The sequence below is a fragment of the Rhizobium sp. CF080 genome (assembly GCF_000282095.2).
Lineage (GTDB): Bacteria > Pseudomonadota > Alphaproteobacteria > Rhizobiales > Rhizobiaceae > Neorhizobium.
Genome location: NZ_AKKC02000016.1, coordinates 23,642 through 39,349, shown reverse-complemented (window position 1 = coordinate 39,349; position 15,708 = coordinate 23,642). Strand labels below are relative to the sequence as shown.

13 protein-coding genes and 3 tRNA genes are annotated in these 15,708 nt (G+C 60.5%); 13 read left to right on the top strand and 3 right to left on the bottom strand.

Going from position 1 to position 15,708, the window contains the following annotated elements; translation table 11 throughout:
• Window positions 1-108: 108 nt before the first annotated feature.
• The gene (gene cysQ / locus PMI07_RS30480) at window positions 109-897 is read right to left on the bottom strand and encodes a 3'(2'),5'-bisphosphate nucleotidase CysQ (protein WP_024164303.1); all 789 of its coding nucleotides are present in this window, start codon (window positions 895-897) and stop codon (window positions 109-111) included.
• Window positions 898-981: 84 nt separating this feature from the next.
• Complete coding sequence (gene rlmB / locus PMI07_RS30475) at window positions 982-1,860, bottom strand: 23S rRNA (guanosine(2251)-2'-O)-methyltransferase RlmB (protein ID WP_007770654.1); 879 nt, start codon at window positions 1,858-1,860, stop codon at window positions 982-984.
• Between the two features lie 202 nt (window positions 1,861-2,062).
• On the opposite strand from rlmB, the gene PMI07_RS30470 reads away from it, so the two are divergent.
• The 4 genes from PMI07_RS30470 to tuf all read left to right on the top strand — a co-directional run bounded on the left by PMI07_RS30470 (window position 2,063) and on the right by tuf (window position 4,496).
• Window positions 2,063-2,147 (top strand) — tRNA-Tyr (locus PMI07_RS30470).
• Between the two features lie 25 nt (window positions 2,148-2,172).
• A tRNA-Gly gene (locus tag PMI07_RS30465) sits at window positions 2,173-2,246 on the top strand.
• Between the two features lie 302 nt (window positions 2,247-2,548).
• The gene (locus PMI07_RS30460) at window positions 2,549-3,043 is read left to right on the top strand and encodes a hypothetical protein (RefSeq protein ID WP_007770655.1); all 495 of its coding nucleotides are present in this window, start codon (window positions 2,549-2,551) and stop codon (window positions 3,041-3,043) included.
• A 277-nt stretch (window positions 3,044-3,320) separates the two neighbouring features.
• Window positions 3,321-4,496 carry an elongation factor Tu gene (tuf, locus tag PMI07_RS30455; RefSeq protein ID WP_024164301.1) on the top strand — a complete coding sequence of 392 codons (1,176 nt, stop codon included), beginning with the start codon at window positions 3,321-3,323 and terminating at the stop codon, window positions 4,494-4,496.
• Window positions 4,497-4,594: 98 nt separating this feature from the next.
• On the opposite strand, the gene PMI07_RS30450 is transcribed toward tuf, so the two are convergent.
• On the bottom strand, window positions 4,595-5,665 hold the full coding sequence (locus PMI07_RS30450; protein ID WP_245277257.1) for a capsular biosynthesis protein: 1,071 nt from the start codon (window positions 5,663-5,665) through the stop codon (window positions 4,595-4,597).
• A gap of 380 nt (window positions 5,666-6,045) precedes the next feature.
• Here PMI07_RS30450 and PMI07_RS30445 point away from each other — a divergent pair, with 380 nt between their 5' ends.
• The 9 genes from PMI07_RS30445 to rpoB all read left to right on the top strand — a co-directional run bounded on the left by PMI07_RS30445 (window position 6,046) and on the right by rpoB (window position 15,590).
• Entirely contained in the window at window positions 6,046-7,440 is a 1,395-nt protein-coding gene (locus PMI07_RS30445; RefSeq protein ID WP_007770619.1) for a capsular biosynthesis protein, read from the top strand.
• 113 nt (window positions 7,441-7,553) lie between these two features.
• Window positions 7,554-7,629, top strand: a tRNA-Trp gene (locus PMI07_RS30440).
• 197 nt (window positions 7,630-7,826) lie between these two features.
• Window positions 7,827-8,027 (top strand): preprotein translocase subunit SecE, encoded by a 201-nt coding sequence (gene secE, locus PMI07_RS30435; RefSeq protein ID WP_007770617.1) that lies wholly within the window; start codon window positions 7,827-7,829, stop codon window positions 8,025-8,027.
• A 15-nt stretch (window positions 8,028-8,042) separates the two neighbouring features.
• The gene (gene nusG / locus PMI07_RS30430; RefSeq protein WP_007770615.1) at window positions 8,043-8,573 is read left to right on the top strand and encodes a transcription termination/antitermination protein NusG; all 531 of its coding nucleotides are present in this window, start codon (window positions 8,043-8,045) and stop codon (window positions 8,571-8,573) included.
• 198 nt (window positions 8,574-8,771) lie between these two features.
• Window positions 8,772-9,203 (top strand): 50S ribosomal protein L11, encoded by a 432-nt coding sequence (rplK, locus tag PMI07_RS30425; RefSeq protein WP_007770613.1) that lies wholly within the window; start codon window positions 8,772-8,774, stop codon window positions 9,201-9,203.
• 1 nt (window position 9,204) lies between these two features.
• On the top strand, window positions 9,205-9,900 hold the full coding sequence (rplA, locus tag PMI07_RS30420; protein WP_007770611.1) for a 50S ribosomal protein L1: 696 nt from the start codon (window positions 9,205-9,207) through the stop codon (window positions 9,898-9,900).
• Window positions 9,901-10,238: 338 nt separating this feature from the next.
• Window positions 10,239-10,760, top strand: a complete 522-nt coding sequence (gene rplJ, locus PMI07_RS30415) for a 50S ribosomal protein L10 (RefSeq protein ID WP_007770609.1) — start codon at window positions 10,239-10,241, stop codon at window positions 10,758-10,760.
• 60 nt (window positions 10,761-10,820) lie between these two features.
• The gene (gene rplL / locus PMI07_RS30410; RefSeq protein ID WP_024164302.1) at window positions 10,821-11,198 is read left to right on the top strand and encodes a 50S ribosomal protein L7/L12; all 378 of its coding nucleotides are present in this window, start codon (window positions 10,821-10,823) and stop codon (window positions 11,196-11,198) included.
• A gap of 255 nt (window positions 11,199-11,453) precedes the next feature.
• Window positions 11,454-15,590, top strand: a complete 4,137-nt coding sequence (rpoB, locus tag PMI07_RS30405) for a DNA-directed RNA polymerase subunit beta (protein WP_007755820.1) — start codon at window positions 11,454-11,456, stop codon at window positions 15,588-15,590.
• Window positions 15,591-15,708 lie beyond the last annotated feature (118 nt).

Here is a 15,708-nt window from a genome sequence, read left to right as displayed (position 1 = left end):
CGCATCCGAAAGGGAATGCAACGCATCGGATCGGCCTGTTGTGGCGGCTGCATCCTGCAGTCGGCTCCATGGGCAATGTCACCGAATGATGACAATAGGACGACGATGCTAGGTATTTGCGGGCCGCGATCCCCAGGCGATGAAATCGGGATTGGCGAAATCCAGATTGCCGGCGCGGCCGGTCTTGCCGTAGGTGAGCGGCCTGCCATCGGTCGTCACGGTGCTGCCGCCTGCGGCACGGAGCACGGCATCGCCGGCGGCCGTATCCCATTCCATGGTCCGGCCGAAGCGGGGATAGAGGTCGGCGACACCCTCCGCCAACAGGCAGAATTTCAGCGAGGAGCCGATACTGCGGATGTCGGCGGCACCGGCCTTTTCAAGAAAGGCCTCGGTCTCGGCGGAATTGTGCGAGCGGCTCGCGACGCAGACCGGCCGTGTCTCGACGCGCCTTGCGACGATCGGCGCCCGGCTGGCCACTCCGAAATCGTCATCGATGACGAGTTTTTCCGCCCGATCGCCGCCGCCGAGATAGGCGACTTTGAGGGCAGGGGCATAAACAACGCCGACGACCGGCGCCCCGTTCTCGATGAGAGCGATGTTGACCGTGAAATCCTCGCGCTTGTTGATGAACTCCTTGGTGCCGTCGAGCGGATCGACGAGGATGAAGGAGCGTCCCTCGATCGATGGGATACGTCCCCTCGCGACCGATTCCTCCGCGATGACCGGAATCTCCGGAAAAGCTTGGGAGAGCTCGGCGAGGATGATCTCCTCAGCCCGCTCGTCCGCCTCCGTGACCGGAGACCGGTCGGCCTTGTAGCTCGTACTGGGGCCTGCCCTGTAGATGTCCAGGATGGCCTTGCCGGCGAGAAGCGCGGCTTTTTCGAATGTGGCGAGCATCAATTCCATGGCGGGCGGTCACATCAGTTGCGAAGACTTCCCATGACACGTTTGCCCCGCGCATGGGAGTCTTAAACGGCCGGGTCAGCCGGCCTTGGCGAGATGCTGCCGTGTCGCATAAAGCGCGATCGCGGCGGCGTTCGAGACGTTGAGCGACTTTATGGCGCCCGGCATGTCGAGGCGGGCGAGTGCGGTGACCGTCTCGCGGGTCTTCTGCCGCAGGCCCTTGCCCTCCGAACCCAGCACCAGCGCGATCCGGCCGCCGGCAAACGTGCCTTCGAGCGGGGCTGGGCCTTCCGAATCGAGACCGATCGTCTGGAAACCGAGCCGATGCAGTTCTTCGATCGCGTCGGCGAGATTGGTGATCTGTATATAAGGTATGAGTTCCAGCGCCCCGGAGGCCGATTTGGCGAGCACGCCGGATTCGGTCGGGCTATGTCTCTGGGTGGTGATGACCGCGCCCGCGCCGAACGCGACGGCTGAGCGCATGATCGCGCCGACATTGTGCGGGTCGGTCACCTGGTCGAGGACCAGCAGGAGCGGACTTGCCTTCAAGGCTTCCAAGCGCCGAACGGGCAGGGGGCGTGTTTCCAGCATCACACCCTGGTGGATGGCTTCGGGGCCGAGCACCTTGTCGATATCCTGCGGCGAGACGAATTCGACCGGAAAGGACAGCGTCTCCGGTTCACCGATCTCGAGCCGCGCGAAGGCGTTCTGCGTCACCGACAGCTTGATGAGCTTGCGCTCGGGGTTGTCGAGGGCCGCGCGCACCGTGTGCAGGCCGTAAAGGAAGACCTGTTCCGGCTGGAGCTGCGGCGGCTTCCAGTCCTTGTTGGATTTCGGCCGCTTCAGCGGCGGCGTCGGAATTTCGCCACGCTCGCGCCTGGCATCGCGCACGGCGCGCCGGAGCGTCGCGTAATGGGTGTCGCGGGTGGATTTGTCTTCTTTGTCGTCCTTGCTCATCAGGCCTTATAGCCATCCTCGCTCTCCGGGCAAAGCCCTCGACGGGGAGGCGGGCCGAAAGAGGGACTGATTTATTTTCGTCATTTTTGCGTCTTCCTCGTGTTGACAGACGAGAACGAGGCGGTCATATACGCGGCGCAGATCGAGGGGCGGCAAGCTTCACGGTCTGACGAACTTGGTCTCACGATCCGGACGAAAAACTGGAGAGATGCCCGAGTGGTTAAAGGGGACGGACTGTAAATCCGTTGGCTCAGCCTACGTTGGTTCAAATCCAACTCTCTCCACCATTCGTCTCTGATCGGACACCACACCGCGGGTATAGCTCAATGGTAGAGCAGCAGCCTTCCAAGCTGAATACGCGGGTTCGATTCCCGCTACCCGCTCCATTTTCAAGATCATGAGAAGACTGAAACATCCCCCGTTCGATGGGATCTCGGCGCCTCTGCTGAGGTCGTCGGCCTGCGGGTTCGGGACGGGCCGTCTGCTGTCCGTGATAGCTGAAATATCGCGCTTCATCGCCACATGAAGACATCGCGATTTCGGTTGTACTTTTTTTGGGTGGAATCCTGATTTCCTCTGATCGCCCCGCATTGTCGTGGTGACGCTCGCAACTTTTTAAAGCATTCTCGTTAGAAGCATTTTGGCCGGCATCGAGGCCGTCTCACCACCAGCTATGGAAACTTTGTCCATGAAGAAAATACTTGCCGCCGCAGTCCTTGCGACGACGCTCCTGTCGTCTCCGTCGTTTGCCGCGACCCTGCTTTTCCCGAGCGCCGAACCCGTCGCGCAGATCACCATTCCGGATGCATGGAACCCTGAAGAAACCGATAGCGGCATCCAGGCGAATTCCGATGACGATGCGATCTATCTCTCGATCGATGTCGCGACCTCCGAGACCACCGACAAGGTCATCGAGGACGTGTTCTCCTTCCTGGACGAGAATGGCGTCACGGTCGATCCGGCTACCCAGAAGCAGTCCGAAGACACGTTCAACGGCATGAAGATGATCAACCTGGACTGGAGCGGCAAGGACAAGGACGGTGCCGTCTCGATCGGCGTCTCGCTCGTCGCGCCGAAGCCGGACAAGCTTCTCGTCATCACCTATTGGGGCACCAAGGGCGAGCAGGAAAAGCACGGCCCGGAACTGCTGGCGCTCATCAACTCGCTGAAGCCGGCGAAGTAACAGCCCGCTCCGGCGCTCAAGGATTATAGGGCCGGCCGTCTCCCGCTTCGAGGGATGACGGTCGGCTCTTTGTTTTGCGGCTGTCATGGAACGGTGTTGTCCGCTGCCAGGCATGCTGCGAACCGCGCCGTCTGCGAACGATTTCCGTGCGATTTCGCCTGCTCCCCTTGTCCGGGCGCGCGTCGTAATTATGTCTTGCGCATTCTAGTGGAAAGCCTTAAACGGCGACACCAAACCCGGTCGCCGGGTCCACCCTTATGTTCACAGGAAGCATTCAATGGCAAAGAGCAAGTTTGAGCGCAACAAGCCGCACGTCAACATTGGCACGATCGGTCACGTTGACCATGGCAAGACGTCGCTGACGGCCGCGATCACGAAGTACTTCGGCGAGTACAAGGCCTATGACCAGATCGACGCGGCTCCTGAAGAAAAGGCGCGCGGCATCACCATTTCGACGGCGCACGTCGAATATGAGACGCCGGCCCGCCACTATGCCCACGTCGACTGCCCCGGCCACGCCGACTACGTCAAGAACATGATCACCGGTGCCGCGCAGATGGACGGCGCGATCCTGGTCTGCTCGGCTGCCGACGGCCCGATGCCGCAGACCCGCGAGCACATCCTGCTTGCCCGTCAGGTCGGCGTTCCGGCGATCGTCGTGTTCCTCAACAAGGTCGACCAGGTTGACGACGCCGAGCTTCTCGAGCTCGTCGAACTGGAAGTGCGCGAACTGCTGTCGTCCTATGACTTCCCGGGCGATGACATTCCGATCGTCAAGGGTTCGGCTCTGGCCGCTCTTGAAGATTCGGACAAGAAGATCGGCGAAGACGCGATCCGCGAACTGATGGCCGCCGTCGATGCCTACATCCCGACGCCTGAGCGTCCGATCGACCAGCCGTTCCTGATGCCGATCGAAGACGTGTTCTCGATCTCGGGCCGTGGTACGGTCGTCACCGGCCGCGTCGAGCGTGGCATCGTCAAGGTTGGCGAAGAAGTCGAGATCGTCGGCATCCGCCCGACCTCGAAGACGACGGTGACCGGCGTTGAAATGTTCCGCAAGCTGCTCGATCAGGGCCAGGCCGGCGACAACATCGGCGCACTGGTTCGCGGCGTGAACCGTGACGGCGTCGAGCGTGGCCAGATTCTGTGCAAGCCGGGTTCGGTCAAGCCGCACAAGAAGTTCATGGCTGAAGCCTACATCCTGACGAAGGAAGAAGGCGGCCGTCATACGCCGTTCTTCACCAACTACCGTCCGCAGTTCTACTTCCGCACGACGGACGTGACGGGCATCGTGACGCTTCCGGAAGGCACGGAAATGGTCATGCCTGGCGACAACGTGACCGTTGCCGTCGAGCTGATCGTTCCGATCGCGATGGAAGAAAAGCTGCGCTTCGCAATCCGCGAAGGCGGCCGCACCGTCGGCGCAGGCATCGTTGCTTCGATCGTCGAGTAATCGATCGCGACACTAGAATTGAGAAAGGCCCTGCCGGCGACGGCGGGGCCTTTTGCTTTTGGGCCTGACTATGAGTCAATCGGCCGGCTCACCCGGAGTCAGCCTGCCGAAAAGAGCTCGTTCTCGTAACGGAAATGCGTTTTGCCGCGCGGCTTGCGGAAGACGAGGGGAAGTCTGTCTTCGGTTTCCAGGAGCCGCTCGGCGACGTTCTCGACACCGGCGCGGATCGCTTCGCTGCCGACGAAGCCGCCACGAACTTGGGTCGTTGCCGCAAGCGCGCGGGTGAAGGCGTCGAACAGATCCGCATCGGGCGGCGTCGGGCGCTGCCAGAAGGCGGCAAGGCTGCCCTGGAAGGTGAGGCCCGGCACATCGTAGATCGCCGAGCCCAGCGCGATCACCGGCTTGCCGAGACCGATTGCCGTCAGTCCGACCGTGGAATTGACGGTGACGATGCCCGCCGACCTTCGGATCAGGTCGTCAGTACTGCCGCCGTCGGCCACGAACACACGGTCCGCGACGCCATGGCGCTTGGCTGCGTCGCCTATTCGGGCGGCCCAGCGGGACAGACCGTTGTCGATCGGGTGCACCTTGAAGAGCAGCCGGCTTCCGGGAGGCGCATGCCGGGCGAAGGACGCGATCGTGGCATCCACCAGCTTGAGCAGGTCTCCGCCCGGTGACTGGCTGCGGATCTGGTAGTCGCCCGGCAACTGCAGCGGAAACAGGAAGAAGTGCGCATGCCCATTCGCGTCGGGTGACAGGCAGGCGTCGATCATCTTTTTGGCCTCTCGGCGACGCTTGGCGACGGTCAGCGCCTTCCAGATCCAGCCGCCATATTCCACCGCCGGATGCACCGGCCCATGCGTCCGGTAGTGGCGATGGACGAGCCAGCCGAGAAGCACGTTCGGAACATGGTAGGCGAGATCGTAGAGCGCATAGGTGAGGAAGCTCGACCGGTAGAGGCCGCCGGGCATGATGGTCGGTGTGCCGGCAGCCAGTGCTTCAATTTCGCCGGGGCTGCGGGGAAAGCGCGAATGGGCCGACATGCCGTCCGGCTCGATCGTCAGCCAGTCGGGCCGGAGATAGCCGTGTTCGAGGACATGGACCCGAATTCCATCCTCCACGCCGATCTCGGCCGCAGTCGCATGCGGGAAGCGGCCATCACCCAACATGACAATGTCCGTAACATTGTGATCGCGAATGTAACTTTTGAGATACATACGCCAATCATTCGCGCGACCTGAGAAAAAATCCCCCTTCCTTGGCCACCAAAACGCCATATCTCCGAGGCAGAGGCCGATATGACGGACGGAAGCGCCTTTCTTTTCAACGGCTTCGGCCAGCAGCCTGATGAACGGCGAAGCCGGCCCCTGGAGAAACAGGAACGTGCGGGTGTTCATGTCACACAACCTGTTGGAAAAACTGCGGGCGTCGGGTTTGGCATTGACGAGGGAAGCTGCCTTGTTGAAAGATGCCGCTGATACTTATCGACAAATTTCGCAAATGAAATCGCTTTTGTAAGATCCGAGTCACAACCAGCACTGGTTTCCGCATGACGAAAGTCTTGTTCCTGCAAGGGCCACCTTCCGTATTCTGGCGCGAACTGGCGGATGCGTTCGAGACGCAGGGGATCGCAACCAAGCGTGTCAATTTCTCCTTCGGCGACCAGCTCTACTGGCGAAAGCGCGGCGCCATCAATTATCGCGGCACGCTGCGGGCGTGGCCGCGCTATCTGGCGGATCTGATCCGCCGCGAAGGCTTTACCGACGTCCTCTATTATGCCGACCGGCTTCCCTATCACCGCCTTGCGGCACATGTTGCCCGCAAGCTGGGTGTCCGCTGTCATGCGGTGGAATTCGGCTATCTGAGACCGGACTGGATCACCCTGGAACGGGACGGCATGGGGCGATTTTCCCATTTTCCCAATGACCCGGAACATATCCGGCAGATCGCCGCCAAGGTGGGTGTTCCCGACCTCAAGGCGCATTTCGGCCACACGTTCAGCCAGGAGGCCACCAACGAGGTCGTCTATAATCTCGCCGCCTATTTCGGCCGACCGATGTTCCCGTTCTACCGGTCCGACAAATATTACGATCCGCTGTTCGACTATCTTTCCTGGCTGCCGCGCATGTTCCGGCCGCGGCATGACCTGCCGGAAGGTTTCTTCGACGACAAGTCCAAGAAGAATTACCTTCTCGCCCTCCAGCTGCAGAGCGACTATCAGATCCGCGCCAACTCGCCTTACCGGCATCTCTCTCAGATGCTGGAGCAGACGATCCAGTCCTTTGCCCGTCATGCGCCGGAAAACAGCCGGCTGATCGTCAAGCAGCATCCGCTCGACAACGATCTGGAAGACTGGCGCAAGGTCGTCACGCGGCTTGCGGCACGCCATCGGGTTCAGGGCAGGGTGGTCTTCATCGAAAAGGGCGATCTGCCGACCATCCTGCGCAATTCGCACGGCACCATCGTCGTCAATTCGACGACGGCGATGCACAGCCTCCGGGCCGGGATCCCGACGATCGCTGTAGGAGCCGCGGTCTACGACGTGCCGGGCCTCACCCATCAGGGGGGCATCGACAGCTTCTGGCGTCATCCGGAGCCGATCGATTCGCAGCTGCTCGCCGATTTCATCAAGGCGCTCGCCGGCAGCATCCAGGTGAAGGGCAATTTCTACAACAGGGAAGGCCGCAAGCACGGCATCGAGGGAATCATCGCCCGTATCTCGGGCGGCCTGGTCAATCAGCCGGACGCCTATGTGGCGCGGCCGCCGCGCCTTTCCTGGCGGCGCCTGCCGGTATCGCCTGAACGAAAGCCCCATTCCTCCGGGCTGTTGCCGGGCGGAATCGAGTTGCCGGGCAAGGAAATTCTTGGTGGCGGCGCGGAGCCGGCGCTTTCGGTCGCCCGCTTTGCGGACGTATCCGACAGGTCCGGCCGAAAGCTCAGGTAGAACGTCCCGATATTCAAAAATGCTCTTGCAAAGCGCAGCGCATCCCCTTAAAGGGAGCGCCTAGCCAGTTGGCGGCAGGCCGGAGTTTCCGGTTGAGGGTTCGCCAGGGTTGAAGGGGTGTAGCTCAGTTGGTAGAGCGGCGGTCTCCAAAACCGCAGGTCGTCGGTTCAAGCCCGGCCGCCCCTGCCACTTTCAGATGATTGGCGCGAGATTATCCGCAGCGGAATTGTCGGGAAATGGCCGCCGTGCAAAACGGCGAAATTTCATCGAACACTGTTTTCCCTCTTGTGTAAAGGGGAAGGGGTGTTTATGTAGGTCAAAACAGACACGCGGTGCGTGGGGCTGAGCGAGTTCAGCTTTACGTGCCGTAATTGCGTGGACAATCTATGGCATCCAAAACCAATCCCGTTACGTTTCTGCGCCAAGTGCGCTCCGAAGCGACGAAAATCCATTGGCCGTCTCGTCGCGAGACCATGATCTCCACGGCCATGGTTCTGGTTATGGTTGTGTTCGCTGCGCTGTTTTTCTTCGCTGCCGACCAGCTTATGGGCTGGCTGCTACGTCTCGTACTGAACGTCAGCGTTTGATTCTGGAGAATGAAGATGGCGGCGCGTTGGTACATCGTCCACGCATATTCTAATTTTGAGAAGAAGGTGGCTGAGGACATCGAGAACAAGGCTCGCCAGAAGGGGCTTGAGCATTTGTTCGAAAAGATCCTCGTGCCGACCGAAAAGGTCGTCGAGGTGCGACGCGGCCGCAAGGTTGATTCCGAGCGCAAGTTCTTTCCGGGTTACGTCATGGTTCGGGCCAACCTGACCGACGAAGCCTATCACCTGATCAAGAACACCCCGAAGGTCACCGGCTTCCTCGGCTCCGACAACAAGCCGGTCCCGATCCCGGACTTCGAAGCAGAGCGTATCCTGGGCCAGGTCCAGGAGGGCGTCGAGCGGCCGAAATCCTCGATCACCTTCGAGATCGGCGAGCAGGTTCGCGTATCCGACGGTCCTTTCGCGTCCTTCAACGGCACCGTTCAGGATGTCGACGAAGAGCGCTCCCGCCTCAAGGTCGAAGTCTCGATCTTCGGTCGTGCGACCCCGGTCGAGCTGGAATACGCTCAGGTCGAAAAGGTCTGATGAGTTTCGAAATGGGGCCTGCTGTTTGTTCAGCGGGCCTCGTGCGGCGTTTGCCGCAAGCGCGTGGGAGGAACGGTGCCTTAGCCGGGCACTTTGGCCGAACCACGCAACCGCAGCCGTCGGCGAAAGCCGGCATGTCGGACCGGGAAACCGGTCTCTAATGAGCCGGGTAACCGGTCTCTCGAAAGGCAGAGAGTTATGGCTAAGAAAGTTATGGGCCAGCTCAAGCTGCAGGTGAAGGCAGGGTCGGCCAATCCGTCCCCGCCGATCGGTCCTGCACTTGGTCAGCGCGGCATCAACATCATGGAATTCTGCAAGGCGTTCAACGCCGCCACGCAGGAAATGGAAAAGGGCATGCCGATTCCGGTCGTCATCACCTATTTCCAGGACAAGTCCTTCACGTTTGCGATGAAGCAGCCTCCGGTCAGCTACTGGCTGAAGAAGGAAGCGAAGATCACCTCGGGTTCCAAGACCCCGGGCAAGGGCGCCAAGGCTGGCACCCTCACCAAGGCTCAGATCAAGACGATCGCTGAAGCCAAGATGAAGGATCTCAACGCTGCCGACATCGAAGGCGCAATGGCCATGATCGAGGGCTCCGCCCGCGCCATGGGCCTGGAAGTGGTGGCTTAACATGGCAAAGCTTGCAAAGCGTATTCAGAAGATCCGCGAAGGCGTCGACCCGACCAAGCTGGTTGCCCTGACGGAAGCCATCTCGATGGTCAAGGTTCGTGCCACGGCGAAGTTCGACGAAACCGTCGAAATCTCCATGAACCTCGGCGTTGATCCGCGTCACGCAGACCAGATGGTCCGCGGTGTAGTCAACCTGCCGAACGGCACCGGCCGTGACGTTCGCGTCGCCGTTTTCGCACGTGGCGCCAAGGCTGACGAAGCCAAGGCCGCCGGTGCAGACATCGTCGGCGCCGAAGACCTCGTCGAAATCGTCCAGGGCGGCAAGATCGACTTCGATCGCTGCATCGCCACCCCGGACATGATGCCGCTCGTCGGTCGTCTCGGTAAGGTTCTCGGCCCCCGCGGCATGATGCCGAACCCGAAGGTCGGGACCGTCACCATGGACGTCACGGGCGCCGTCAAGGCTTCCAAGGGCGGTGCTGTCGAGTTCCGCGTCGAAAAGGCTGGCATCATCCATGCCGGTATCGGCAAGGCCTCGTTCGAAGCCAAGGCTCTTGAAGAGAACATCAAGGCTTTTGCCGATGCGGTCATCAAGGCCAAGCCGGCTGGCGCCAAGGGCAACTACGTCAAGCGCGTAGCCATCTCTTCGACCATGGGCCCGGGCGTCAAGATCGACCCGTCGACGGTCACGGCTTAAAGATTTGCCGGAGCTTTCGGGCTCCGGTCGCATGAATTCCCGGTCCTTCGAGACCGGGAATTTCCGGAGAAATCCGGAATTCCTGTCCGAGATTGCAGGTGGTTATCCCTTAATCACTTTTGCCTGCATGAGACGGGTAAGACCCGAGATTTTTGAGGTGCTATGCGCCTCGCGAATTCGGTTCGAGCCTAGTGTGCCTTGTGCCTGGAGCCTTACGGCGACAGAGCGAGGGGACAGGATCCTCAAGCGTCGCTTGGGGTCCTATACACGGATCCCTTGAGGCAAAGGCAACCCGATGGGGCCTGCAGGATTGCGGTCCCGTCAACTGGAGACAGACAGTGGAAAGAGCGGAAAAGCGCGAATTTGTCACGGAGCTGAACGAAGTCTTCAAGGCTTCCGGTTCGGTTGTCGTGGCCCACTATGCTGGTGTCACAGTTGCGCAGATGAACGATTTTCGTTCGAAGATGCGCGCTGCTGGCGGCACCGTCAAAGTCGCGAAGAACCGTCTGGCCAAGATCGCTCTTCAGGGTACGGAGTCGGAAGGGATGTCAAATCTCTTCAAGGGTCAGACGCTGATCGCATTCAGCGAAGACCCGGTAACGGCTCCGAAGGTCGTCATGGATTTCGCCAAGACCAATGACAAGATCATTGTTCTGGGCGGTTCCATGGGTGCAACCACGCTCACTGCGGATGCGGTCAAGTCGCTTGCGACCCTGCCTTCGCTGGACGAGCTTCGCGCAAAGCTGCTGGGCCTCTTGAATGCCCCGGCCACCCGCGTTGCTACGGTTGTCGCCGCACCGGCAAGTCAGCTTGCCCGCGTGTTCGCGGCCTACGCCAAGAAGGACGAGGAAGCCGCTTAAGGCGGTTTTTCGCTGTTCATACCCAAATCAAGTTCGAACCGAATATAAGGAACTAGTAAAATGGCTGATCTCGCAAAGATCGTTGAAGACCTCTCTGCTCTGACCGTTCTGGAAGCTGCTGAGCTTTCCAAGCTGCTCGAAGAGAAGTGGGGCGTTTCTGCAGCTGCTCCGGTAGCTGTTGCTGCTGCTGGCGGTGGCGCTGCTGCTGCCGTTGTTGAAGAAGAAAAGACCGAGTTCGACGTCATCCTCGCTGATGCCGGCGCCAACAAGATCAACGTCATCAAGGAAGTCCGCGCCATCACCGGCCTGGGCCTCAAGGAAGCCAAGGATCTCGTTGAAGCCGCTCCGAAGGCTGTCAAGGAAGGCGTCAACAAGGCTGAAGCCGCTGACCTCAAGAAGAAGCTTGAGGACGCCGGCGCCAAGGTCGACGTTAAGTAATATCGGAATGCGCCGGGAGAGGGGATTGCTCCTCTCCCGGTGTTCTTCCTTGGAACTGATTACCCAAGAACCGTCAAAAACGGCTCTTGGGTAATGGGTTCTCAAGAGGATGGTCCCGAATCGAACCGAAAAGGCAATCCGGCCTGGCGTGTTCGAGAGGTGGGACGAGATTGAGAATACCCATTGATCGACGGGATCGACTGGCCATCGAACCCCGTCCGTTGCAGGCCCGGATGCAAGTTTGAAGGAGCGACGATGGCTCAGACCCTTTCCTTTAATGGTCGCAGGCGCGTACGCAAGTTTTTTGGAAAAATCCCCGAAGTCACGGAGATGCCGAACCTCATCGAGGTTCAGAAGGCATCCTATGATCAGTTCCTGATGGTCGATGAACCGAAGGGCGGCCGTCCGGACGAAGGTCTGAACGCGGTCTTCCGGTCGGTCTTTCCGATCACCGATTTTTCCGGCGCCTCCATGCTCGAATTCGTGTCCTACGAATTCGAACTGCCGAAGTTCGACGTGGAAGAATGCCGTCAGCGCGATCTGACCTATGCTGCGCCGCTGAAGGTGACGCTGCGCCTGATCGTATTCGATATCGACGAGGATACGGGCGCAAAGTCGATCAAGGACATCAAGGAACAGTCGGTCTACATGGGCGACATGCCGCTCATGACCGACAACGGTACGTTCATCGTGAACGGCACCGAGCGCGTGATCGTGTCCCAGATGCACCGTTCGCCGGGCGTCTTCTTCGACCATGACAAGGGCAAGAGCCACTCTTCCGGCAAGCTGCTCTTCGCTGCCCGCGTCATTCCGTATCGCGGTTCCTGGCTCGACATCGAATTCGACGCCAAGGATATCGTCTACGCCCGTATCGACCGCCGCCGCAAGATCCCCGTGACCTCGCTGCTGATGGCGCTCGGCATGGACGGCGAAGAAATCCTGTCGACCTTCTATACGAAGTCGTCCTATCAGCGCGACGGCGATGGCTGGCGGATTCCGTTCCAGCCGGAGACCCTCAAGGGTGCAAAGACCCTTTCCGACATGATCGACGCCGATACCGGCGAAGTGGTCGTCGAATCCGGCAAGAAGCTCACGCCGCGCCTTCTCCGTCAGCTGACGGACAAGGGCCTCAAGGCGTTGAAGGCAACCAATGACGACATCTACGGCAACTATCTTGCCGAAGACATCGTCAACGCGGCAACCGGCGAGATCTACCTCGAAGCCGGCGACGAGATCGACGAAAAGACCCTGCCGGTCATCCTCAATGCAGGTTTCGACGAAGTTCCGGTTCTCGGCATCGACCATATCAATGTCGGCGCCTACATCCGCAACACGCTGTCGGCCGACAAGAACGAAAACCGTCAGGACGCTCTGTTCGACATCTACCGAGTCATGCGTCCGGGTGAGCCGCCGACCATGGAATCGGCCGAAGCCATGTTCAACTCGCTGTTCTTCGACTCGGAGCGTTACGACCTCTCCGCCGTCGGCCGCGTCAAGATGAACATGCGCCTCGACCTCGAAGTCGCCGACACCGTCCGCACGCTGCGCAAGGACGACATCCTGGCCGTGGTCCGGATGCTGGTCGAACTGCGCGATGGAAAGGGCGAGATCGACGATATCGACAACCTCGGCAACCGCCGCGTCCGTTCTGTCGGCGAACTGATGGAAAATCAGTATCGCCTCGGCCTGCTCCGCATGGAGCGCGCCATCAAGGAACGCATGTCGTCGATCGAAATCGACACCGTCATGCCGCAGGACCTGATCAACGCGAAGCCGGCTGCTGCCGCGGTTCGCGAATTCTTCGGTTCTTCGCAGCTGTCGCAGTTCATGGACCAAGTGAACCCGCTTTCGGAAATCACCCACAAGCGCCGTCTTTCGGCACTTGGCCCGGGTGGTCTGACCCGCGAGCGCGCCGGCTTCGAAGTCCGCGACGTTCACCCGACCCATTACGGCCGTATTTGCCCGATCGAAACGCCGGAAGGCCCGAACATCGGTCTGATCAACTCGCTTGCGACCTTTGCCCGCGTCAACAAGTACGGCTTCATCGAAAGCCCGTACCGCAAGATCATCGACGGCGTCGTGACGAAGGAAGTGCTTTACCTCTCCGCCATGGAAGAGGCCAAGTACTACGTCGCACAGGCGAACGCTCCGCTCGACAAGAACGGTTCGTTCCTTGAAGAGTTCGTCGTGTGCCGTCATGCCGGCGAAGTCATGCTGTCACCGCGCGACACCATCAACCTGATGGACGTCTCGCCGAAGCAGCTTGTCTCGGTCGCGGCCGCTCTGATCCCTTTCCTGGAAAACGACGACGCCAACCGTGCTCTCATGGGCTCGAACATGCAGCGTCAGGCCGTGCCGCTGGTGCGGGCTGAAGCTCCGTTCGTCGGCACCGGCATGGAACCGGTCGTTGCCCGCGACTCCGGCGCGGCGATCGCTGCCCGCCGTGGTGGCGTGGTCGACCAGGTCGACGCGACGCGTATCGTTATCCGCGCCACCGAAGACCTCGATCCGTCGAAGTCGGGCGTCGATATCTATCGTCTGCAGAAGTTCCAGCGTTCGAACCAGAACACCTGCGTCAACCAGCGTCCGCTGGTCGCCGTCGGCGACATCCTGAACAAGGGCGACATCATCGCCGACGGTCCGTCGACGGACCTCGGTGACCTGGCGCTCGGCCGCAACGCGCTCGTCGCGTTCATGCCCTGGAACGGCTACAACTACGAAGACTCGATCCTGCTGTCCGAGCGCATCGTGTCGGACGACGTGTTTACCTCCATCCACATCGAAGAATTCGAAGTGATGGCGCGTGACACCAAGCTTGGTCCGGAAGAAATCACGCGCGACATTCCGAACGTTTCGGAAGAAGCGCTGAAGAACCTCGACGAAGCCGGCATCGTCTACATCGGCGCCGAAGTCCAGCCGGGCGACATCCTCGTCGGCAAGATCACTCCGAAGGGCGAAAGCCCGATGACGCCGGAAGAAAAGCTTCTGCGCGCCATCTTCGGTGAAAAGGCCTCCGACGTTCGCGACACCTCCATGCGCATGCCTCCGGGCACGTTCGGCACGGTCGTCGAAGTCCGCGTCTTCAACCGTCACGGTGTGGAGAAGGACGAACGCGCCATGGCGATCGAGCGTGAGGAAATCGAACGCCTCGCCAAGGACCGCGACGACGAACAGGCAATCCTCGACCGCAACGTCTATGGCCGTCTGACGGACATGCTGCGCGGCCAGATGTCGGTTGCCGGTCCGAAGGGCTTCAAGAAGGGCATCGAGCTCACCAACGCCGTCATCTCCGAATATCCCCGCTCGCAGTGGTGGATGTTCGCAGTCGAGGACGAAAAGGTGCAGGGCGAAGTCGAAGCGCTTCGCGGCCAGTACGACGAATCCAAGTCGCGCCTTGAACAGCGCTTCATGGACAAGGTCGAAAAGGTCCAGCGCGGCGACGAAATGCCTCCGGGTGTCATGAAGATGGTCAAGGTCTTCGTCGCTGTGAAGCGCAAGATCCAGCCGGGCGACAAGATGGCCGGCCGTCACGGCAACAAGGGCGTCGTGTCGCGCATCGTACCTGTCGAGGACATGCCGTTCCTCGAAGACGGTACGCATGTCGACATCGTTCTGAACCCGCTCGGCGTGCCTTCGCGCATGAACGTCGGCCAGATCCTCGAGACGCACCTGGCCTGGGCTTGCGCCGGCATGGGCAAGCGCATCGGTGCGATGCTCGAAGAGTACCGCAGGTCGAACGACATCACCGACCTGAAGAAAGAGCTGACGGAAGCCTATGAAAGTGAGGCAAACGCCGAAGTTGCAAGCTTCGACGACGACTCTCTCATTCGCCTGGCCGAGCAGTCCAAGCGTGGTCTGTCGATTGCGACGCCGGTCTTCGACGGCGCGCATGAGCCGGACGTCGCAGCGATGCTGACCAAGGCGGGCCTGGATCCGTCCGGTCAGTCGGTCCTCTATGACGGCCGTACCGGCGAGCAGTTCGACCGCAAGGTGACTGTCGGCTACATGTACATGATCAAGCTGAACCACCTTGTGGACGACAAGATCCACGCGCGTTCGATCGGTCCGTACTCGCTCGTCACCCAGCAGCCGCTCGGCGGCAAGGCGCAGTTCGGCGGCCAGCGCTTCGGCGAAATGGAAGTCTGGGCGCTCGAAGCCTACGGCGCTGCCTACACGCTGCAGGAAATGCTGACCGTGAAGTCGGACGACGTGGCCGGCCGTACCAAGGTCTACGAAGCGATCGTGCGCGGCGACGACACGTTCGAGGCAGGCATTCCGGAGAGTTTCAACGTTCTCGTCAAGGAAATGCGCTCTCTCGGCCTGTCCGTCGAGCTTGAGAACTCGAAGATCGACGAGGCGAATGCCGCTCAGCTTCCGGACGCAGCCGAATAAGAACAAAAGCCGGCGCGCGCCAGGAATGGGCGCGCGCCACTCCCGCCTCCGGTTCGCACCGAAGGCTAGGGGGATTTTTGCCGCATTTCGCGGCTAATACTGTTTTAGAGCATCGAGC